A 20,065-nucleotide genomic window follows, 5' to 3' on the forward strand; every position below is an offset into this window, starting at 1 on the left:
GCTCACCCCGCGGCGATGCTCTGCGCTGGCTGAGAGCTACGCGCATCGCCGCTCGAACTCGAAGAGGGGGTCCCTATTGGGCGCCGATAGGGGGTCCCGATTGCGTGCCGTTTGACACTTTCGTTCCTCGGCAGCCGCCACGATCGCGCGCGCAAGCGGATGCTCCGAGGCTTTTTCAACACCTGCCGCCAGCCGCAGGATGATCTCCTCGAACAAATCCCGGCGCCGCGACGATCCGGGTCACCGCCGGTTTGCCTTCGGTAAGCGTCCCGGTCTTGTCGACCACCAGAGTATCGATCTTCTCCATCCGCTCGAGCGCCTCCGCGTTCTTGATCAGAACGCCGGCGGCCGCCCCCTTGCCGATACCGACCATGATCGACATCGGCGTCGCAAGCCCGAGCGCGCAGGGGCAGGCAATGATCAGCACGGAAACGGCCGCGATCAGGCCATGCGCCAGACGCGGCTCTAGCGCCCATACACCCCAGGCCGCGAAGGCGAGCAGCGCTACGGCGATGACGACCGGCACGAACCAGCCCGACACCTGATCAGCCATGCGCTGGATCGGCGCACGCGAGCGCTGGGCATCCGCGACCATCTGGACGATGCGAGCCAGCATCGTGTCGCGCCCGACTTTTTCCGCCCGGATGACGAGCGCGCCGGTCTGATTCAGCGTACCTCCTACGACCGCTTCGCCGACTACGCGCGTCACCGGCATGGATTCGCCGGTCACCATCGATTCATCGATCGATGAGCGCCCCTGCTCGACCACGCCATCCACCGGCACGGTTTCCCCGGGCCGGACCCTGAGCCGCTCGCCGATCGCAATCGCCTCGACCGGCACATCTTCTTCCACACCGTCTGCCCCGATGCGTCGTGCGGTCTTCGGCGCGAGATTGAGAAGCGCGCGGATCGCGCCGGACGTCTGTTCCCGGGCGCGCAACTCCATAACCTGACCAAGCAGCACCAGCACGGTGATGACGGCGGCCGCCTCATAATTGACCGCGACCGCGCCATCAGCGTCACGGAAAGCCTGCGGGAAGAGCTGCGGCGCGAATGTCGCGACGATGCTGTATCCCCAGGCGACGCCGGTCCCCATCGCGATCAGCGTGAACATGTTGAGGCTGCGGTTGACGATCGACGCCCAGCCACGCGCGAAGAACGGCCATCCGGCCCACAGCACCACCGGCGTCGCCAGGGCGAACTGGATCCAGATCGAGATGTGCATCGGCACCAGATGGTGCAGCGCCGGGATCAGGTGGCCGCCCATCTCCAGCAGGAACACGGGCAAGGCGAGCGCGAGGCCGATCCAGAAGCGCCGGGTCATATCGGCAAGTTCGGGACTGGGTCCGGCATCCGCCGCCGCGATCAGCGGCTCCAGCGCCATGCCGCAGATCGGACAACTGCCCGGCGCGTCCCGGCGGATTTCCGGATGCATCGGGCAGGTCCAGATCGTGCCCTCCGTTACGGCTGCCGTTAACGCCGCAACGGGGTGATGCTCATGGCGATCAAGTCTATGGGTGTGGCTAGGGTGGGAATGATCGCCATGGGTAGCAGCACCCTCATGGTGCGGCTCGGCATGCGCTACCCGTGCTGCATAATCCGCACGGGGTCGGCGTCGAACTTCGCCTTACAGCCGGCCGAGCAGAAGGCGTAACGCTCGCCTTCATACTCAGCCTTGTGAGCGGTCCTGGCGGGATCGACCACCATGCCACAGACCGGATCATGGTCGACGTGACCGGACGGCGTTTCGCCGTCCGGCTCATGATGGTGATGATGGCCGTGCGCCCCAGTCACCTCGGCGGCGCGTTCGCTCTTCTGATCGTCGTCGGCCATTCATCACCTTTCACACGCCGCGCGTGCCTTCCGGTCTTTGTTCACTCCTCGATCAGATGGAACTCTTCGAGCAGCTTGGCGATCTCTGTGCCTTCGAGCTTCTTCATCAGCAGCTTGCGCAGGAAGGCCGGTCCGGGAAGATCGATGCCCTTGCCGTCCCGCAGCGGACCGATCGCAGCAAGAAGTGTACGAATATCATAGGTCGAGTTGAAGACCTCCGGCACGCCGCGCTCGACATTCATCAGCGTGTAGACGGCCTCCATCGGGGTTCTCACCGAATATTCCGTGGTGAAGATGCAGTCCCGCTGCTTCGATTCCGCGAACTGGCCGATGAAGGCGAAGTTGACCGCGCCCTCCGGCACCACGTCCGGCCGGTCACCCGCCTGACGCGGCATGAAGAAGGCGGTAATATAGGGCATCATCGTGGGAACGGTGCTGGCGCCGGATGCCGCGAGTTCGGGAATGTCCTCGACCGGCACGCCGAGGTGATAGAGCCATTCCTGGGTGATCTCCTCACCGGTGCATTCCTGCATCGGCTTCTTCACGAAGTCGCCGGGGCAATCGACAAAGAGCGCGTAGAACCAGGCGATCATCTGATCTTTGGGCTGCTTCTTGAAATGCGGCTGGCGATGAACCGTCCAGCTCAGCAGCCACGCCGAGTCCTTCACCGTGACGATACCGGCGGAGACGATCTTGCCGGTAAAGGGGTTCCGCTTGGTGATCTTCTCGACATAGGCCGGAATGCGGGCGTCGAGGGCAGTGATGGAGGCGGAGGCCCATTTCGTCTTCGGGATATGGGCGCCGAACACGTCTGGGCGGCCGAAGGCCGGATCCTTCGCGGCGATGCGGCGCCACAGGTCCCAGGCCGGCGCCGGTCCTTCATTGAGCTTCGCCGGCGTCCTGTGGTCGCCATTGTCGGAATTCTCGGTCAGCGAGCCGATCGTGATGAAGACGAGATCGTCTGGCCCGAGATCGACGCCGCCTTCGACGCCGCGCTCTTTCCAGTGAATGCGGGTCGCTTGCTTGCGGCCGGGCTGGATGTCGAAATCGACATCGGTGACCTCGACGCCGTAGCGGAACGTGACGCCGTGATCGGTCAGCCACTTCACCAGCGGCAGGACCATCGATTCATACTGGTTATAGCGGTTGAACTTGAGCGAGGAGAAGTCGGCGAGACTGCCGATATGATGGATGAAGCGGTGCAGGTAGAGCTTCATCTCCAGCGCGGAATGCCATTCCTCGAAGGCGAACATGGTGCGCCAGTAGAGCCAGAAATTGCTTTTGAGGAAGTCTTCGCCGAAGACCTCGTTGATACGCTTGTTCTCCATCTCCTCGCGCGTCGCGAGGAAGACCGAGAGCAGGTCCTTCTGGGCCTTGTCGTTTAGCGTCAACAGCGCTTTGTCGGGCACGTCCTGGCCCTGGTTCTGCGTCGTGCGCTGGAGCGAAAAGTTGGGATCGTCCTTGTTGAGCCGGTAGAACTCGTCGAGCACGCTGGCGTCCTCGATCTCCAGCGAGGGGATCGAGCGATAAAGGTCCCACAGGCACTCGAAATGTTCTTCCATTTCGCGGCCGCCGCGAATGACGAAGCCCTTTTCGGGCACGTCCAGACCATCGAGCGCGCCACCAGGGATTTCCAGCTCTTCAAGGATGGTGATGCGGTCGCCGGAAACGCCGCCGTCGCGGATCAGGAAGGCCGCGCCGGCAAGCCCCGCCAGCCCCGAACCGACAAACCAGGCCGTCTTCTTGTCGGCGCCCTCGGGCTTGCGGGGACGCACGAAGGCTTCATAGTTTCCGCTGCTATAGTGCATGGCGAACTCCTGTTCTTCTTGTTGGGATCAGTCTGCGGAGGGCTTGTAGCTGTAGAAGCCTTCGCCCGAGGCGATGCCGAGCCTGCCCTTGTCGATGTAGTTTTCCTTCAGCCAGGCGGCGAGCGACTGAGCATGCTCGTCGCCATGCGAGAGGATGTTGTAGGGGGTGTTCAATCCGATGATGTCGTAGATCTGGAACGGCCCCATCGGCGCGCCGGTGGCGATCCGCCAGACCTTGTCGACATCTTCCGGCTCGGCATAGCCGCCGGCCGCCAGATCGGCGGCCGCGTTCAGGAGCGGCACCAAAAGCGAATTGAGGACGTAACCCGCTTTCTCCTTGCGCACCGGGATCGGCACCATGCCGATGGCGGAGGCGAAGGCGATCAGGGCATCGAACACGGCCGGATCGGTGTCGTCCGTGCCCATCACCTCGGCGGTGTTGAACTTCCAGATGCTGTTGGCGAAGTGCAGCGCCAGAAACCGGTCCGGTCGGCCGGTGTAAGCCTTCAGGTCGCTCGGCAGCAGGGTCGAGCTATTGGTGGCGAAGATCGTCCTGTCCGGCGCGAGCCCCGCCAGTTTCTCGTAGAGCGCCTGCTTGATCGAAAGAACCTCCGGAACCGCCTCGATCACGAGGTCCGCGTCCGCGACGGCCGCGCCGAGATCGCTCAGCAGAGCGATCCGCTTGAGCGCCCCGGCCGCCTTGCCGCCAGCCGCGCCCGACACCTCGTTCGTGTAGGTTTCGACGAGCGCCGCCAGCCGTGCGCGCGCCTGTTCGAGCGCTTCCTCGCTGATGTCGTAGGCGACAACATCGAAGCCGCTATAGGCCGTCTGGAAGGCGATCTGGCTCCCGAGGACTCCCGTGCCGAGAACCGCCACTTTCCTGATATCGCTCATCCAATTTCCTTCTGCGCGGTATCGTCACTTAGAAACGGAGCCGCCACCTCCACCGGGACGCGGGCCAGCTTGCCGGTTTCCCGATCGACCAGGGCCCATTGGGTCAGCGAGGCGACGATCGTCCGGCCGTCTTCGGCATGGAATTCGACACATCGTGCATAGCGGGCACCCCGCGGCGCTCGGACGACCCAGGTGATCGCACTGACCTCGTCTCCCGCCCGGACATTGCCGCGATAGTCGACCTCATGGCGCAGCACGACCGCGACGAACCGGTCGCGATCCTGCGGCCGCGCGGCCGTCAGCCAATGCGCCACCGACGCATCCTGAATCCAGGTCACCCAGACCGCATTGTTGACATGGCCGAGTTCGTCGATGTCGGCGTCCCGGGCGCGGAAGCGGATATGGAAGCGCCGATGCTCATCCACCTCGCCGACGAGTGGGTGTCCGTGCTCATCGCAGCCGATGCGTCGACGATCTGACACGATCCCGCTCACGAATACGCCTGCTCCTCATGCGACGAACCCAGTCCTGCCATGGCGCGGAAGAAGCCGACGAGCATCTCGTCGCGCGGCATGGCGCCTTCGACATCGCCCTGCACCGCCAGTCCCATCCAGAGCGCGTAAAGACCGATACCGGTCTGCATCGGCGGCAAGGCCGGACGAAGTGCGAAGCGTTGCGTCAGATCGGCGACGAGCTCACCGAACATCCGATAGCAGGCCGCCTTGCCCTCCCGGTGCCGCTCGGCGAAAGCCGGATCGCGCCGGGCATGGAGCTGCAATTCGATCGAGAGCAGTGACCATTGTGCCTCGTCGGCCAACTTCGCGAGCCGCGCGGCCAGCACCTGCAGCGTCGCCTCGATATCGTCGCCGGAGCAGTGCGCGACCAGGTCGCGAAGCAGTGTGACCTCGTCCTGGATATGGCTTTGCAGGATCTCGACCAGCAGATCATCCTTGCTGGCGAAGTTCGAGTAGAAGGCGCCCTGCGAATGCCCTGCGGCGCTGCAGATGTTGCGAATCGACATGGCAGCGACCCCCTCCTCGATAATCGAGGAATGCGCGGCCGCGATCAGCCGGTCCCGCGTCTGGCGCTGCGTGTCCTTGCGCGTAAGCGGCATGGGTTCGTTCTCCAACCAACGGGCGAGACGTGCGAAACCTTTTCGGAGGTTCCGCGTTCTCAGTGAAACCAGATATCAACTGATATCCGAAATCAACGGCGATTTCGACCCGAAATCGTTCCTGGGCAACGAAATCTCAGTGTGAAGGAGCGCTCTTGGCTCAAACCTACATTGGCTATTCCCCGGACGTGGAGGTTCTCGGCGAGGACGAGGAGCGGCTGACCGCCGAGATCCTCGAGATCATGGCCACCACCAACCGGCGGGCCTTCGAGCGTCATCGCCACGCCGTGCGCGACGCCCATGCCAAAAGCCATGGGTTCCTGAAGGGCGAACTGATCGTTCACGAACTGCCCTCGCATCTGCGCCAGGGCTTGTTCGCCCGACCCGCCAACTATCCGGTGGTGATCCGCCTCTCTTCGGCGCCGGGCGACATCCACTCCGATACCATTCCCGCGCCGCGTGGCATGGCGATCAAGGTGATCGGTGTCGATGGCGAGCGGCTTCTCCCCGAAGACCAGGGCCACAACCAGGATTTCCTGCTCGTCAACATCCCGACCTTGAGCTTCGGCACGATCGGTAAATATCGCCAGCTCATCAGCCTTCTGGAGAAGAATGCCCATAACCCGGCCTTTCTCCAGCGAGCGATGGCTGGGGTCGCGCGCGGCGTGGAGGCGGCAGTCGAAGCGGTCGGCGTCGAGCCCGGCGCCACGCTGCGCGGGCTCGCTCGCGACAATAACCATCTGCTGGGCGAAACCTATCATTCGATGGCGGCGATCCGCTTCGGCGACCATATCGCCAAGATCAGTGCCGCGCCGTTCTCCGACAACGTCCGTGCACTGACCGGCAAGGATGTCGGCGCGGTTGAGGATTCCACCATGCGCGATCTGGTGGTTGAACATTTCCGCGAGCAAGGCGCAGAGTATCAGCTCCGTGCTCAGCTCTGTGCCGATCTCGACAGGATGCCGGTCGAGGACGCCGCCGTGCTCTGGCCGGAAGACCTTTCGCCGCACCAGCCGATCGCGACCCTGCGCATCCCGCCACAGGAGGCCTATTCGCCGGCGCGGCGCGTCTACGGCGATGATGTGCTGTCGTTCAATCCCTGGCACGGTATCCGCGATCATCAGCCACTCGGCTCGATCATGCGCGTGCGCATCGCCGCCTATGAACGATCCACCCGCTACCGCCACGAAATGAACGCGCAACCGCGCGTCGAGCCGGCGAGCATCGACGTCATTCCGGACTGACGATCCGATCGTCACACGCAATCACGAAAGGAGGCCAGCCATGGCCGAGACCGAAGAAACCCCGCAGATCGATGAAACCCGCTTGCAGGCCATCCGCCGCCGCATCGAGGAAGTGGTTGGCGATGCGCCACAGCTCGCCAAGCTCGCCCTCGAGCAGATGGTGACGAAGCATAATCCCGACCTCAAGGGCACAGCCGGCTCGGCCGGTCGCGTCGGCGCGCAGTCCGGCAATGTCTCCGAGCTCACCGCCATCGCCAACCTCAAGCCCGGCGGCGCGGATCGGCTGAAACGCATATTCGGGCTGGTGAACGGCAATTTCGACGGGGCGCAGAAGGTCGGCACGCTGCACAACATGCGGTTCGTGTTCTTCGACAACGACACCCGCATCCTGTTCGCCACCGCCTATGACGGCGACTGGGACACCTATATCAACGACTTCGCCACCAAGATCCCCGATCTGATGGACCTGATCTTCGCCTCGGTCGAGGGCTGGCCGGGCATCGCCAGCCCCGAGGTCAAGGACTTCATCGCCGAGCATCAGATCACCGCCGCCGGCTGGTTCGTCGCCAATCCGCAGGTCACCGTCGTCGATGTGCGCCGGCTCCAACGGCTCGAACATGCCGTCAACGAATTCCTGGACAAGGTGGGCTGAGCCATGGCGATCCTTCAGAAACTAAAAGAGCACTTCTCGCGGGATAGCGTCACGCTCGACCTGCAGGACATCCAGGCGCTGATCCTCAGAAGCCGGCCGGAACCCTATGTCGGCGTTCACGCCATGCTCCATTTCGACGAGGCAGCGGGAGCCCGCAATCTTCTCGGCCGGCTGGCACCGCATATCGCTTCGGCCGACAATTGGAGCGAGGATCTCGATTTCTGGATCGGCGCTGCGCTCAGCTTCGAGGGTCTGAAGGCGCTCGGCGTTCCCGACGCCCAGCTCAAGACCTTTCCGCTCCCGTTCCAGCAGGGCATGGCCGCACGCGCGGAGCAGCTTCGCGACTTCGGACCCAACGCGCCGGAAAACTGGGAAGACGTGTTCAAGCCGGGCAACTGCCATCTCGCGCTGACCATCTACGCGGTCGACGATGATGCGCTCGACAAGGCGCTGGCGACGGCGCGCACCGAACTCGACCGGAGCAGCGGCGTCACCTTGCTCGGCGAGCATCGCTTCGGCGCGCCGGGACGGCGCGAAAAACCCGTTCGGTTTCCGGGATTCGATCTCCCAGCCCGCAGTGGAGGGCAGCGGCGTTGATCCGCTGCCAGGCGAGGAGCGGCCGATCAAGGCCGGCGAATTCATCCTCGGCTATGAGAGCGAGAACGGCCAGCCGCTCGGCATGCCCGAGCCTGCGGTTCTCGGAAGGAACGGCACCTTCGTCGTAATGCGCAAGTATAACAGCCGGGTCGGTTGCTTCAACGCCTTCCTCAAGGCACATGGCGACACGCCGGAGGAACGCGAGCGCCTTGCCGCCAAGATGTTCGGGCGCTGGCGCTCCGGCGCACCCTTGACGCTGGCGCACGATCACGACGATCCCGACCTCGGCGCCGATCCGCAGCGCAACAACGACTTCACCTTCAAGGACGATCCCAAAGGCCGCGTCGTGCCGTTCGGCTGCCATATGCGACGGCTCAATCCCCGCGATTCCGAGTTGACGCTGCTCACCGACGTCAACATCCACCGCATCATTCGCCGTTCCTCGACCTTCGGGCCGGTTTATTCCGAGGATGTGGGGCCTGAGGACGATGCCAACGGCGATCGCGGCCTGTTCTTCATCTTCATCAGCGCGCGTGCCTACGACACGATCGAGTTCATGCAGCAGGAGTGGATCAACCGAGGCAATTTCGTCGACCTTGGCGAAGAGCGCGATCCGATCGTTGGCCTGCATGAGGATGATGGCCGGTTCACGATCCCGCAGGCGCCGGCGCGCAAGCGCATCGACGGAGTGCAGACTTTCAATGTCATGAAGGGCGGCGAATATCTGTTCATGCCAAGCCTGTCCGCGCTCAAATGGCTGGCGGCCAGGAGCTGGGGTTAGGAACCCGCCGGTGAGTCGTTGGCCTTTGTGAAGATGAACGTGCAATTCATCAGGATCGCTGCGCTCGGCCTCACCATGATCTTTGCCAGTCGCGTCTGGCCCGATCGGTAATCCTGACGTCTGCAAAAACTGCCTCTAACGCATGATCGGCGAGGACGCTTCGGTCATCCGGACCGCTTGAGCGCAGGCGTTTCGGATCCCGGGTGGCTTTTGCTCTTCATAAGAGCTTGTCCTTCAGCAGCGTCTCAAGCCAATCGGCAAATACCTGCAGCCGGTGTGAAAGGTGCTGGCGGTGGGGATAGAGTAACGTCATAGGCATCAGCTCGGCTCGATGGCCGGGCATCACCTCAACCAATTCTCCCGCCTCAAGATGCTGTTTCACGTCATAGGCTGGGATCTGGATTGTGCAGCGGCGTGGAAGAAGGACCCCCTTAGCGGGGTGATAGGCGCCTAAAAGGGACCCCTCATTCCGATGGTTTAGGCACGGCGGCTTGGTTCAACCGGGCGGTCGAGATCGGGATGTTGGTGGTGGAGACAGTGGTGCGGATTCGCCGTGAGTATGCGGCGGGCAAGCCGATCAAGGCGATCTGTCGGGATTTGAGACTGTCGCGGAAGGTCGTGCGCAAGGCGATCCGGGCGGAGGAAGGCGCGTTCAGCTATCAGCGGACGACGCAGCCGTTTCCGAAGATCGGGCCGGTGCATGATCGGCTTGTGCAACTTCTGACGGAGAACGAGGCGCGGCCCCGGCGGGACCGTTTGCGACTGACGCGGGTCTGGGACCTGTTGGTCCAGGAAGGCTACGACGGCTCCTATGACTCGGTCCGTCGTTACGCGGCCCGCTGGCGCGAGGAGACCAAGACGGCGCCCGGCGATGGCGGGACAGCGTTCGTGCCGCTGATGTTCGCGCCGGGCGAGGCGTTCCAGTTCGACTTCAGTCATGAGGACGTGGAGGTCGCCGGCCAGCCGATGCGGGTGAAGGCGGCCCATGTTCGGCTTTGCGCGTCGCGTGCGGTCTACGTCAGGGTTTATCCGCGTGAGACCCAGGAGATGGTGTTCGACGCCCATGCCCGGGCGTTCGCCTTCTTCGGCGGGGTCCCCACGCGGGGCATCTACGACAACATGAAGACCGCCGTGGACGCGGTGTTCGTGGGCAAACAGCGGGTCTTCAACCGTCGCTTCCTGCTGATGGCCGATCATTACATGTTCGAACCGACTGCTTGCACGCCCGCCGCAGGCTGGGAGAAGGGCCAGGTCGAGAACCAGGTGCAGACCAGCCGGGAGCGGTTCTTCAAACCGCGCTTGCGGTTCGCCAGCCTGGAAGAGCTGAACGGCTGGCTGGAGGCCGAGTGCCGCCGCTGGGCGCGCCTACACCCCCATCCCGAGCAGCGCGAGATCACCTTGGCCCAGGCCCTTGAGGCCGAGCGGCCGGCGCTGCAGGCGATCTTGCGCCGTTCGACGGCTTCCACGAGGTCGAGCACGCGGTGACCGGCACCTGCCTGATCACCTTCGACCGCAACCGCTACTCGGTGATGGCCAGGGCCGCCAAGCGCACGGTGCAAGTGCGCGCCTATGCCGATCGGATCGTCGTGCGCTGCGCCGGCGAAGTGGTGGCCGAGCACGTCCGATCCTTCGGCCGAGGCCGGACGATCTATGATCCCTGGCACTACCTGCCGGTTCTGGCCCGCAAGCCCGGGAGCTTGCGCAATGGCGCGCCATTCCAAGATTGGACTCTGCCACCAGCCCTGACCCGGTTGAGGAAGAAGCTGGGTCGTGGCGACGAAGCCGACCGCCGGTTCGTGCGCGTGCTGGCGGCGGTGCTGGTCGATGGCCTTGATGAGGTCGATGACGCCGTCCGCGAGGCCCTGGATGCCGGCGCCGCCAGCGACGAGGTCATCCTCAACATCCTTGCCCGGCGCCGCGAGCCGCCAGCGCCACAGCCGATCACCACCTGCGAGGCGCTGGTCCTGCGTCATCCGCCCATCGCCGACTGCGCCCGCTACGACCTGCTGCGAGGTCCCCGTGCAGCGGCATGAGATGATCGAAGCCTTCGCCCAACTGGGCCTGAAGGGCATGGCCGGGGCCTTCGACGAGACCGTCACCACGGGCCTTCAGCGCAACCGCACGGCCATGGAGATCCTGGCCGAGCTGCTCAAGGCCGAGACCAACCATCGCCAGGCCGCATCCATCCGCTATCGCCTGACCGCCGCCAAGCTGCCGGTGATGAAGGACCTGGCGGCGTTCAGCTTCGAAGGCTCTGCGATGTTCCACCTGATCAGCAAGCTCTACGAGCGCACCTCGGTGATCATCACCACCAACCTGACCTTCGGGGAGTGGCCCACCGTCTTCGGCGACGCCAAGATGACCACGGCGCTGCTCGACCGCCTGACCCATCACTGCGACATCGTCGAGACCGGCAACGACAGCTGGCGGCTCAGGAACCGCGCCTGACCGGCACGCCCCGCTTGATCCACAACTTGTTCAACCTCCCCCCAGACCCCCCTCCGGGCAGCTGATCGATCAGTGGCTCACCCCGCGGCGATGCTCTGCGCTGGCTGAGAGCTACGCGCATCGCCGCTCGAACTCGAAGAGGGGGTCCCTATTGGGCGCCGATAGGGGGTCCCGATTGCGTGCCGTTTGACACCTTGGACTTCAGCCGGCCTGGCAAGCCGACGGACAACGCCTTCGCGGAATCCTTCAACGGCAAGGTCCGGGCCCAATGCCTGAACACCGCCTGGTTCATGTCCCTCGACGACGCCCGTTCAAAATGCGAGGCTTGGCGTAGGGACTATAATGAACATCGTCCCCACAGCGCGATTGGCGACAAGTGCCCGATCGAGCTGATGAACGGCGCCGGGCCATATGGCCCGCCCGGCGCCTGACCGGCGAGAAATCCCGGCCCGACCTGGTCCAAGGTTGGGGGCAAGGTCAACCAATGCCGAGACTTCTGGTCCGCGCTGGATGAAAGTTCAGAGGCAGGTCACTCACGCATCACCGTGGCCACCGCATGGGCGTCGGCGAAGCGCTGATGATCGTTGGCGAGGTCAATACAGTGGCTGCGAACTCGCCGGTAAATGCGAAGTGATCGCTCTTCGTCCAGACCAGAAAGCTGGCTGTAGAGTTGGGCAGGCTGGCTCAGGTCGTCTCAGGCGGCCAGCCGGTTGTTGACGCGGTCCACCGCACCATCACAACCCGCCATCAGATCTGACAGAGCCGCGTCGATGTCGCGCTCGATCTCCCCAAGTGAGGGCTGGACCAACTATCGTACTCGCGGAGAACCTCCTTCATTAGGAGGTCTCGCGGGTCGTGCCAGCTTTCCAGAACTGCCGTCTGTCAAACGGCGTTGAAAATTGACCCCCTATCGGCGTCCAAAATTGACCCCTCTGTTGGTTGTCCTGGGCTGGCGGCGAGGCGCGTAGCCATCAGCTAGCGCAGCGCGTCGCCGCCGGGTGAGCCGCGTGAGATTCAGCTGCCCGGAGGGGGTCTGGGGGAGGTTGAATAGATTGTGGATCAAGCCCTGGTCTTGAGACGCCAGCTGTCGTTTCCGGTCTCGACGATGTCGCAGTGATGGGTCAGGCGGTCGAGGAGCGCCGTGGTCATCTTGGCGTCGCCGAAGACGGTGGGCCATTCGCCGAAGGTCAGGTTGGTGGTGATGATCACCGAGGTGCGCTCGTAGAGCTTGCTGATCAGATGGAAAAGGCGCTGGCCGCCGGACTGGGCGAAGGGCAGATAGCCCAGCTCGTCGAGGACGACGAGATCCAGGCGCGAGAGCTGGGGCGGCCAGAGCGCCGGAGCGGCCCTGGCGGGCTTCCTCCTCGAGCCGGTTCACCAGATCGACGGTGTTGAAGTAGCGCCCGCGCGCCCCGGCCCGCACCACATTGGCGGTGATGGCGATGGCCAGGTGGGTCTTGCCGGTGCCCGTTCCGCCGATCAGGACGATGTTGCGGTGATCGGCCAGGAATGAGCCGCCATGCAGGGCGCGCACGAGGCTCTCGTTGATGGGCGAGCCCTCGAAGTTGAAGCGCGCCAGGTCCTTCATCGCCGGCAGCTTGGCGGCGGTGATCCGATATCGGATGGAGGCGGCCTGACGATGGGCAGCCTCGGCCTTCACCAGATCGGCCAGGATCTCCATGGCGGTGCGCTTGCGCTGCAGGCCCGTGGTGACGGCGTCGTCGAAGGCGCCGGCCATGCCCTTGAGGCCCAGCTCGCCCAGGGCCTGGATCATCTCATGCCGCTGCACGGGAGCCTCGCAGCAGGTCGTAGCGCGCGCAGTCGGCGATGGGCGGATGGCTCAGGGCCAGAGCCTGGGAAGTGGTGATCGCCTCGGGGCGGGGCGGTTCGCGCCGGCGGGCCAGGATGTTGAGGATTACCTCGTCGCTGGCGACGCCGGCGTCGAGCGCCTCCTGGACGGCCTGGTCGACAGCGTCGAGCCCATCGTCCAGCACCGCCGCCAGCACCCGTACGAAGCGCCGATCGGCCTCGTCGCCCGAGCCCAGCCGCTTGCGCAGCCGATTGAAGGCGGGCGGCAGCGCCCATTCCTGGAAAGGCGCGCCGTTGCGCAGCGCTCCGGGCTTGCGGGCCAGGACGGGCAGATACGTGCCAGGGATCATAGACGGTGTGGTCACGGCCAAAGCCGCGCGGGTGATCGGCCACCACCTCGCCGTCGCACAGCACCAGGATCCGGTCGGCGTAGGCGCGGATCTGGACGGCCCGACGCGCGGCCTTGGCCTGCACCGAGTAGCGGTTGCGGTCGAAGGTGATCAGGCAGGTGGCCTGGGCGACGGCCTCGATCTGGTGGAAGCCGTCAAAAGGGCCGGCGAAGGGCGCTAGGAACGGCCGCTCAGCCTCGTAGACGTCCCAGACAACGCGGTCTCGGTGCTCGGGATGGCGATCATTGCGCGCCCGGCGCACGCACTCGGCCTCCAGCCAGCCGTTGAGCTCCTCCAGGCTATGGAAGCGCAGGCGCGGCTTGAAGATGTTGTCACGGGCGTAGCCGACCTGGTTCTCCACCTGGCCCTTCTCCCAGCCCGAGGCCGGCGTGCAGGCCACCGGCTCGATCAGGTAGTGCGAGCACATCTGCTCGAAGCGCCGGTTGAAGCGGCGGGTCTTGCCGGTGAACACCGCTTCAACGGCGGTCTTCATGTTGTCGTAGATGCCTCGCCGCGTGACGCCCCGAACGCCTGGAAGGCCCGGGCGTGAGCATCGAACACCATCTCCTGGGTCTCGCGCGGATAGGCTCGGATGTAGAACCGGCGGCTATGGCAGAGCCGCACGTGCGCCACCTTCACCGTCAGCGGCGTGCCGCCGATCTCGACCTGCTCGTGGCTCCAGTCGAACTGGTAGGCGTCGCCCGGCGCAAAGCTCAACGGCACGAAGGCCTCAACCGGAGAGCTCACGCCCCGGCGTTGGACCGACCAGCGTCCTGCATAGCGCCGCACCGCGTCGTAACCGCCGTCATAGCCCTCCCGGCTGAGCAGATCGGTGATCCGCATCAGCGTCAGCCGATCCTTGCGCGCCCCTGACGCATTGGCCTCCAGCAGCGCCTCCAGCCGCTCGATGAACGGACCTAGCTTCGGGTGCGGCTGCTCGCGCCGCTCGTACTCCGGCGCCGTATCACCCGACCGCAGGATCTTGCGCACCGTGTTGCGCGCCAGGCCCATCTCCCGCGCGATCGTCTTGACGCCCTTGCCCCGCGCGAAGTGCTCGCGCCGGATCTTCGCCACCGTCTCCACTACCAACATCCCCGTCTCGATCCGCGGCTACACAAGCCGCCGATCTGGCCATCAAAGCCTCAAGGACAGGGGGTCATTTTTGGACGCCGATATCCCCGAGATGGGGGTCATTTTTGCAAGCCGAAACACACTGCCGTCAGCGCGGCTGCGGGATTTGGGCGACCCAGCAATAGCGGCAATTACCGACCGGGCATGGCTGCTCCGCAGAGCGCGCAAAGCATCCTGGATTTGCGACGCTTCCACGCGAGCGAATCCTGCGGTCGCCCGAGTGCTGTTGACCCAGTCGAAGGTGGCCTCCTGTTTTAGCTGGTTGTGGGCCTCAAGCAGAGGGGTGATGAACCGGACTTCGCCCAGCCGAACGCAGCCCTCGGCTGCGATATTAGCCGACGACAGTGGCGGGAGATCAGGCAGTGCCTTCAGCAGCGCGCCGGTGTCGGCACGGTCCAACATCGCCAGAAGCTGATCAGCGCGGCGTGGAGCGACCTCAGAGAGCCATGACAACTCCGCAAAAAGCCGTGCATTGGGGGTCAACAAAAGCTGCTTAGTTTTCAGAAGAGACTGCTCGTCTTCCAGGCGATCGATAACAGCGTCTTCGAACGCTTCTTCGATTTCGGCAACTTTCGCCCTTGGCGACACCCCGAGCAGCGCGAACGGGTTTGTTTTTAGTGAAAAACCGTCCAAGAAACCCGCCCCTCAACCCCCGTGCCTTCATTCGCACCGAATCACGCCTTGCGCTAGCGGCCAAGCTGTAGAAATCGGGTGCGCGTCCTGCCAGGTTGAGAATTTCGCTCAGAAGTCTGCGAGGTGCCTAGCCCAAGCCGGCCCGGCCGCGCGATGTCTTCGCGGCTCGCTGTTCCTAGCCTCCAATACAACTTAACTTTAGAGGAAGGCATGGCGCTATCGGTCTCCCATGGGGGAGAGGCTCGCGGTCCAGAATTACTGGCTCCGCCTGGCTGCGACGTTAGGCCGCGTGACGGCGTATCATGAGCCACATCGCGGCAAATTATTGCTCAGACTGGTTCGGCGAAAACATCTGGCCGCCCCCAACTTATCGGCTTTGCCGGATGCGAGGTGGTAGGGCGCTGGCCGGTTCTGCTGCCCGACTATTGTAAAAGGAACCTGTCCCATCGTGCACCACTGCAACGCAGACGGTGTCATTGAAGCACGAGAAAAGTGAGGGGAAATTCGTGGGGTTGCTCAGCGGGCCACTGCCTTTTGCTAAGCAAAAACAATTATTTAGATAGAATCCTTGGTGGAGCCGAGGGGAATCGAACCCCTGACCTCCTCATTGCGAACGAGGCGCTCTACCATCTGAGCTACGGCCCCAAGGAGCGGGGGAAATACGGCTCCAGAGCGCGGACGTCAAGCGGGGTTCTCACCACGCCTTGCCAGCAACCTCCAGGCGCGGCAAGAAGTGTGGCGTCCAGACGGAAATCCCATGGCCCCGATCATCAATCTCGTCTTCTTCATCCTCAACGCCCTGCTCGACCTGCTGTGGTGGGCGATCGTCATCTCGGCGATCCTGAGCTGGCTGTTCGCTTTCGACGTGATCAATCGGCGCAACCAGTTCGTCTACAATATCGCGACGTTCCTGGACCGCGTCACGGACCCGATACTCGGCGCCTTTCCGCCGAATCATCCCCGCGATCGGCGGCGTCGACATCAGTCCGATCATCGTTCTCCTGCTGCTTCGGGGCATTCAGATCTTCATCATGCCGGCCCTGCAGGGCGCGCTGCTGAACATCCTTGGCTAAGGAGATCCTGGCTGTCCGGCTGACCCCTCGCGGCGGCCGCGACGCCGTCGACGGCTGGTCGCTGGACGGCGACGGACGGCCCTATCTGAAGGTGCGCGTCTCCAGTCCGCCGGTCGACGGCGCGGCGAACGCCGCCTTGCTCGTGTTCCTGGCCAAGACGCTGAAGGTGCCTCGCTCGGCCGTCCGCCTGGCCGCCGGCGACACAGCGCGGGTCAAGCGGCTCGAAATCGAGGGAGTCACCATCCAAGACCTGGAGCGCGCGTTCGGACCCCGTCCCTAACCAAGCTGGATGCGAAAGAACTTGCCTTCGCCACACACGAAGGAACCACCTTGGCGCACGATCCTACCCAGAGAGGTCTTAAGCCAAACCATTGACGTGCCGAGATTTTTTTATTTTCCTTTAGACCTTTCGCGCCTAATCTCGGTCGTGAAGGGGATCGGGGGATCCCTCGGGGCGGCCGGGCGACCATGTCGACGACAGACGCGCAAGGGGATGTGGCTCGCGCCGTCGCTTCGCGGCGTACGAACACTTGTCTGCGCCTGGGCGCCACCCTGGTCATCGCCGTTATACTCCAGGTCTATGTGCATCCGGTCTGGGGCTGGCCGTGGGCGCTGGCCTATACGCTCTGCCACCTGTTCGAGCTGTGGGCGCGAAGACCATTGGAGATCAATCCAGGCGCGCCCGTGGCGACCTGGCGGCGCCTGACGGCGTTCGTGGCCCCGACCATCACCTCGACGGCGTTCGGCGCCCTGTCGATCATGCTGTTCTCATCGCACATCCGCTTCGCCCCGACCCTGGGCGGCATGTTGCTGGCCGGGGCGCTGTTGAATGTCGTGGTGGTCAACGCCGGCGACCGTTCGGCCACCCTGATGGCCGCCGCGCCGCACGCCCTCTACCTGCTGATCGTCCCGTTCGTGGCCAAGGCGGCCAATCCAGGCGTAAAATCTCGCAGACGCCCTCTGGTTCGGGGCGCTCCTGATGATTGTCTCGGTCACCGTGGCCAGCCGCACCCTGAGCGCGGCCCTGAAGGCCGAGGCCGACGCCAAGGCCGAAGCCGAGCGCCGCCGCCATGAGGCCGAGGAGGCCGTGGCCGCCAAGTCCGCCTTCGTCGCCATGATCAGCCATGAGCTGCGCACCCCGATCAGCGCCATCCTGGCCGGCGCCGCGCGCCTGCACAGCGAGGTTCCCGAAACCAGTTCCAAGGTCCACGCCCAGCTCATAACCGACGCGGGCGGACTGATGCGGACCCTGCTGAACGATCTGCTGGACTTCTCGCGCCTCGAAGCCGGTCGAATGTCGGTGGAAAGCAGCGCCTTCAACCTGCGCCAAGCCCTGTCCGACACCCTGCGCCTGTGGCGGCCCGAGGCGGCGCGAAAGGGGCTGCGCCTGCGGGTGGCCGGCGCGGCCAGCCTGCCGCGCTGGACTGCGGGTGACGCCATGCGGCTGAAGCAGGTGCTGAACAACCTGCTTAGCAACGCCATCAAGTTCACCGAGCGCGGCGACATCACGGTCGTATTCGACGCCCGGCCGGCCGGCGAACGGATCCTGCTCACCATCACCGTCGATGACACTGGTCCGGGGATTCCCGAGGCCGCCCTGCCGCGCCTGTTCACGCCCTTCGACCAGCTGAACGCCGCCGTGGTTCGCCAGCATGGCGGCTCGGGCCTGGGCCTGGCGATCAGCCGCGAGCTGGCTCGTCTGATGGGCGGCGACCTGACCGCCGCCAGAGCGCCAAGCGAGGGCGCGCGCTTCACCCTGACCGCGCTGCTGGACCCCGCCGAAGCGCCGCGCGCCGAAGAGGAAGGCCGCTCGGTCAACGGCCTGCGGGTGCTGGTGGTCGACGATCACGTGGTCAACCGCCGGGCCATCGAACTCGTCCTGGAGCCGCTCGGCGTCGACGCCACCTTGGCCGAGTCCGCGGAGCAGGCCCTTGATCTGCTGAGCGCGGAGGTCTTCGACGCGGTGCTGATGGACCTCTACATGCCAGGCATGGACGGCCGCGAGGCGACCCCGGATTCTGAGAGCCGGCGACGGACCCAACCGCGACGTCCCGGTCATCGCCGTCACCGCCTCGGCTACGGCCAAGGACTGGGAAGCCTGCGCCGCCGCCGGCATGAACGCCCACGTCGCCAAGCCGATCGACCCGGTCGAACTGTTCGGCGCTCTCGCTCAGGTCCTGGCGGGGACCGCCGCCCGATCCGAAGACGCCGACGTCGAGGCCAGCAGAGCCTGAAGCCTGGCGGTCAGCGCCGCCTCATCCTTGAAGTCGCACTCCCAGACCACCTCGGCGCGCCAGCCGGCGGCTTCCAGCGCCTGGATCGAGCGCTCGTCGCGGGCGACATTGCGGGCCACCTTGGCCAGCCAGTAGTCGCGATTGGCCTTCGGGACCCGCGAGCCCCGCGCGCAGTCATGTCCATGCCAGAAGCAGCCGTGGACGAAGAAGGCAAGCTTGCGCCCCGCCATCACCAGGTCCGGATTGCCCGGTAAGTCCTTGCGATGCAGGCGGTAACGCGCGCCCAGACCGGTGAGGATACGGCGCAGGGCCTTTTCCGGCGTGGTGTCCCTGCTCTTCACGCGCGCCATGACGGCCGAGCGCTTGGCCTTGTCGTAGACATCGGTCAAGGCGCTCGGCTCGGCTGGCTCAGAGCCCCTCGAACAGGGCCGTAGACAGGTAGCGTTCGGCGAAACTGGGGATGATCGCCACGATCACCTTGCCAGCGTATTCGTCGCGCAAGGCCAGGTCGAAGGCCGCCGTCAGGGCCGCGCCCGAGCTGATGCCGACCGGCAGGCCCTCCGTGTTGGCCGCGCGGCGGGCCATGGCGAAGGCGTCGTCGTTGCTGACCTGGACGATGTCGTCGATCACGCCGCGATCCAGCACGCCGGGGACGAAGCCCGCGCCGATGCCCTGGATCTTGTGCGGGCCGGGCGCGCCGCCCGACAGTACGGCCGAGGCTTCCGGTTCGACGGCCACCATCTTCAGGCCGGGTTTGCGCGCCTTCAGCACCTGGCCGACGCCGGTGATGGTGCCGCCGGTGCCGACGCCCGAGACCACCGCGTCAACGGCGCCCTTGGTGTCGTTCCAGATTTCCTCGGCGGTCGAGACGCGGTGGACCAGCGGGTCGGCGCCGTTCTCGAACTGCTGGGGCATGACGGCCCCCGGCGTGGCCTCGATCAGCTCCTGGGCGCGGGCGACGGCGCCACGCATCCCCTTCTCCGCCGGGGTCAGTTCCAGCTTGGCCCCCAGCAGCAGCAGCATCTTGCGGCGTTCGATCGACATGCTCTCGGGCATGACCAGGATCAGCTTGTAGCCCTTGGCGGCGGCCACGAAGGCCAGGGCGATGCCGGTGTTGCCCGAGGTCGGCTCGATGATGGTCGCGCCCGGCTTCAGAAGACCCTGGGCCTCCAGGGCCTCGATCATCGCGGCGCCGATGCGGTCCTTGACCGAGGCGATCGGATTGAAGAATTCCAGCTTGGCCAGGACCTCGCCCTTGGGCTTCAGCTCGGCCGACAGCCGCGGCAGGCGCACCAGCGGCGTGTCGCCGATGGTGTCGATGATCGAGTCATAGACCTTGCCGCGACCAGCGCGCTTGAAACGCGCGGCGTCATAGAGGGAGGAAGCGTCGTCCATCTGAGAACCCAGAGCCTTAGGTTGCGGGAA

16 protein-coding genes, 1 tRNA gene and 7 pseudogenes are annotated in these 20,065 nt (G+C 64.9%); 12 read left to right on the forward strand and 12 right to left on the reverse strand.

What is annotated here, in order from left to right; all coding sequences use genetic code 11:
• Positions 1–117 precede the first annotated feature (117 nt).
• From ACHMW8_RS07020 to ACHMW8_RS07040, 5 genes and pseudogenes are all read right to left on the reverse strand, one after another.
• Positions 118–1,833: pseudogene (locus tag ACHMW8_RS07020) on the reverse strand (heavy metal translocating P-type ATPase); the annotation flags it as partial.
• A 41-nt stretch (positions 1,834–1,874) separates the two neighbouring features.
• Positions 1,875–3,641: an oleate hydratase gene (locus ACHMW8_RS07025; RefSeq protein ID WP_066730386.1), complete on the reverse strand. Its 1,767-nt coding sequence runs from the start codon at positions 3,639–3,641 to the stop codon at positions 1,875–1,877.
• A 27-nt stretch (positions 3,642–3,668) separates the two neighbouring features.
• Entirely contained in the window at positions 3,669–4,535 is an 867-nt protein-coding gene (locus ACHMW8_RS07030) for a 3-hydroxyacyl-CoA dehydrogenase (protein ID WP_046407406.1), read from the reverse strand.
• The gene (locus tag ACHMW8_RS07035; RefSeq protein ID WP_197426847.1) at positions 4,532–5,029 is read right to left on the reverse strand and encodes a thioesterase family protein; all 498 of its coding nucleotides are present in this window, start codon (positions 5,027–5,029) and stop codon (positions 4,532–4,534) included. Before ACHMW8_RS07035 ends, ACHMW8_RS07030 begins: the two co-directional genes overlap by 4 nt.
• Positions 5,026–5,649 carry a TetR/AcrR family transcriptional regulator gene (locus ACHMW8_RS07040; RefSeq protein ID WP_050746444.1) on the reverse strand — a complete coding sequence of 208 codons (624 nt, stop codon included), beginning with the start codon at positions 5,647–5,649 and terminating at the stop codon, positions 5,026–5,028. Before ACHMW8_RS07040 ends, ACHMW8_RS07035 begins: the two co-directional genes overlap by 4 nt.
• A 155-nt stretch (positions 5,650–5,804) precedes the next feature.
• Here ACHMW8_RS07040 and ACHMW8_RS07045 point away from each other — a divergent pair, with 155 nt between their 5' ends.
• From ACHMW8_RS07045 to ACHMW8_RS07060, 4 genes are read left to right on the forward strand one after another with little or no spacing between them, the layout of a single operon-like run.
• Entirely contained in the window at positions 5,805–6,893 is a 1,089-nt protein-coding gene (locus tag ACHMW8_RS07045) for a catalase family protein (protein ID WP_197426846.1), read from the forward strand.
• Positions 6,894–6,933: 40 nt separating this feature from the next.
• Positions 6,934–7,545 carry a hypothetical protein gene (locus tag ACHMW8_RS07050; protein WP_035219808.1) on the forward strand — a complete coding sequence of 204 codons (612 nt, stop codon included), beginning with the start codon at positions 6,934–6,936 and terminating at the stop codon, positions 7,543–7,545.
• Between the two features lie 3 nt (positions 7,546–7,548).
• A complete protein-coding gene (locus ACHMW8_RS07055) occupies positions 7,549–8,142 on the forward strand; it encodes a hypothetical protein (protein WP_395445122.1) in 594 nt (197 codons plus the stop codon).
• Positions 8,123–8,923 carry a Dyp-type peroxidase gene (locus tag ACHMW8_RS07060; protein WP_395445123.1) on the forward strand — a complete coding sequence of 267 codons (801 nt, stop codon included), beginning with the start codon at positions 8,123–8,125 and terminating at the stop codon, positions 8,921–8,923. The genes ACHMW8_RS07055 and ACHMW8_RS07060 overlap by 20 nt, the downstream gene beginning before the upstream one ends.
• A gap of 217 nt (positions 8,924–9,140) precedes the next feature.
• Here the strand turns inward: ACHMW8_RS07060 and ACHMW8_RS07065 are convergent, their stop codons facing one another.
• Positions 9,141–9,305 (reverse strand): hypothetical protein, encoded by a 165-nt coding sequence (locus ACHMW8_RS07065; RefSeq protein ID WP_205196272.1) that lies wholly within the window; start codon positions 9,303–9,305, stop codon positions 9,141–9,143.
• Positions 9,306–9,442: 137 nt separating this feature from the next.
• On the opposite strand from ACHMW8_RS07065, the pseudogene istA (ACHMW8_RS07070) reads away from it, so the two are divergent.
• The 3 genes and pseudogenes from istA (ACHMW8_RS07070) to ACHMW8_RS07080 all read left to right on the forward strand — a co-directional run.
• Positions 9,443–10,956: pseudogene (gene istA, locus ACHMW8_RS07070) on the forward strand (IS21 family transposase).
• Positions 10,943–11,371 (forward strand): ATP-binding protein, encoded by a 429-nt coding sequence (locus ACHMW8_RS07075; RefSeq protein WP_395445124.1) that lies wholly within the window; start codon positions 10,943–10,945, stop codon positions 11,369–11,371. The pseudogene istA (ACHMW8_RS07070) and the gene ACHMW8_RS07075 overlap by 14 nt, the downstream one beginning before the upstream one ends.
• Before the next feature lie 191 nt (positions 11,372–11,562).
• Positions 11,563–11,802: pseudogene (locus ACHMW8_RS07080) on the forward strand (transposase); the annotation flags it as partial.
• 628 nt (positions 11,803–12,430) lie between these two features.
• On the opposite strand, the pseudogene istB reads toward ACHMW8_RS07080, so the two are convergent.
• From istB to ACHMW8_RS07100, 4 genes and pseudogenes are all read right to left on the reverse strand, one after another.
• Positions 12,431–13,160: pseudogene (gene istB / locus ACHMW8_RS07085) on the reverse strand (IS21-like element helper ATPase IstB).
• Positions 13,147–14,661, reverse strand: a pseudogene (gene istA / locus ACHMW8_RS07090) (IS21 family transposase). The pseudogenes istB and istA (ACHMW8_RS07090) overlap by 14 nt, the downstream one beginning before the upstream one ends.
• A gap of 42 nt (positions 14,662–14,703) precedes the next feature.
• The gene (locus ACHMW8_RS07095; protein ID WP_395445125.1) at positions 14,704–15,333 is read right to left on the reverse strand and encodes a hypothetical protein; all 630 of its coding nucleotides are present in this window, start codon (positions 15,331–15,333) and stop codon (positions 14,704–14,706) included.
• 569 nt (positions 15,334–15,902) lie between these two features.
• Positions 15,903–15,978, reverse strand: a tRNA-Ala gene (locus ACHMW8_RS07100).
• 112 nt (positions 15,979–16,090) lie between these two features.
• On the opposite strand from ACHMW8_RS07100, the pseudogene ACHMW8_RS07105 reads away from it, so the two are divergent.
• The 5 genes and pseudogenes from ACHMW8_RS07105 to ACHMW8_RS07125 all read left to right on the forward strand — a co-directional run.
• Positions 16,091–16,192 (forward strand): annotated as a pseudogene (locus tag ACHMW8_RS07105) (YggT family protein); the annotation flags it as partial.
• A 106-nt stretch (positions 16,193–16,298) separates the two neighbouring features.
• Positions 16,299–16,406 carry a hypothetical protein gene (locus ACHMW8_RS07110; protein WP_395445919.1) on the forward strand — a complete coding sequence of 36 codons (108 nt, stop codon included), beginning with the start codon at positions 16,299–16,301 and terminating at the stop codon, positions 16,404–16,406.
• A complete protein-coding gene (locus ACHMW8_RS07115; protein WP_125159047.1) occupies positions 16,399–16,686 on the forward strand; it encodes a DUF167 family protein in 288 nt (95 codons plus the stop codon). Before ACHMW8_RS07110 ends, ACHMW8_RS07115 begins: the two co-directional genes overlap by 8 nt.
• A 188-nt stretch (positions 16,687–16,874) precedes the next feature.
• Positions 16,875–17,480, forward strand: a complete 606-nt coding sequence (locus tag ACHMW8_RS07120) for a hypothetical protein (RefSeq protein ID WP_395445126.1) — start codon at positions 16,875–16,877, stop codon at positions 17,478–17,480.
• Between the two features lie 40 nt (positions 17,481–17,520).
• Positions 17,521–18,357 (forward strand): annotated as a pseudogene (locus tag ACHMW8_RS07125) (hybrid sensor histidine kinase/response regulator); the annotation flags it as partial.
• Between the two features lie 219 nt (positions 18,358–18,576).
• On the opposite strand, the gene ACHMW8_RS07130 reads toward ACHMW8_RS07125, so the two are convergent.
• The gene (locus ACHMW8_RS07130; protein ID WP_125159045.1) at positions 18,577–19,029 is read right to left on the reverse strand and encodes a very short patch repair endonuclease; all 453 of its coding nucleotides are present in this window, start codon (positions 19,027–19,029) and stop codon (positions 18,577–18,579) included.
• Positions 19,030–19,048: 19 nt separating this feature from the next.
• A complete protein-coding gene (cysK, locus tag ACHMW8_RS07135; RefSeq protein WP_395445127.1) occupies positions 19,049–20,035 on the reverse strand; it encodes a cysteine synthase A in 987 nt (328 codons plus the stop codon).
• Positions 20,036–20,065: the final 30 nt, after the last annotated feature.

It is taken from the genome of Caulobacter sp. UC70_42, from assembly GCF_044056025.1.
Lineage (GTDB): Bacteria > Pseudomonadota > Alphaproteobacteria > Caulobacterales > Caulobacteraceae > Caulobacter.